The organism is Pauljensenia sp. UMB6358 (assembly GCF_030216865.1).
In the GTDB taxonomy this organism is placed as follows: domain Bacteria; phylum Actinomycetota; class Actinomycetes; order Actinomycetales; family Actinomycetaceae; genus Pauljensenia; species Pauljensenia turicensis_A.
Genome location: NZ_JASOMS010000039.1, coordinates 1 through 464, shown reverse-complemented (window position 1 = coordinate 464; position 464 = coordinate 1). Strand labels below are relative to the sequence as shown.

Genomic DNA, 464 nt, shown 5'->3' with positions numbered 1-464 from the left:
CAATCTTGGTCTCTTCAGAAACCTCGTTGCCATCCTTATCAACAACAGCCGAGGTCAAAGTCTCGAACGCAACCGCGCTCTCAACAACACCCTTGACCGAGTCATTTACAACAATCTCAACCTTGGTAGAACCAGAAGCCTGCTCCGGAGTGAACTTAGCAGAACCCTCACCAACAACAGACTCATCAGCCTTGTTAATCAACTGAGCAGAAAGCGTGTACTCCTTACCAGGAATCAAATCCTCGTAAGAAACAGTGTCAACAACCTTCGCACCAGCCTTGACCTGATCACCATCCAAAGAAGCCTTGGTCTTGATAACCGGATTCTTCGGCTCAACCTTCTTCGAGGTCACAGTCTGATCAGCATCATTGAGATCCTTGTGCTCAGCAATCTTGGTCTCTTCAGAAACCTCGTTGCCATCCTTATCAACAACAGCCGAGGTCAAAGTCTCGAACGCAACCGCG

The 464-nt window shown here is 48.5% G+C and carries 1 protein-coding gene; it reads right to left on the bottom strand.

All coding sequences use genetic code 11. The annotated features are described in order from the left end of the window. Positions 1–464 (bottom strand): VaFE repeat-containing surface-anchored protein (locus QP381_RS08525; protein ID WP_285068502.1); only part of this gene is annotated, 464 nt, incomplete at both ends.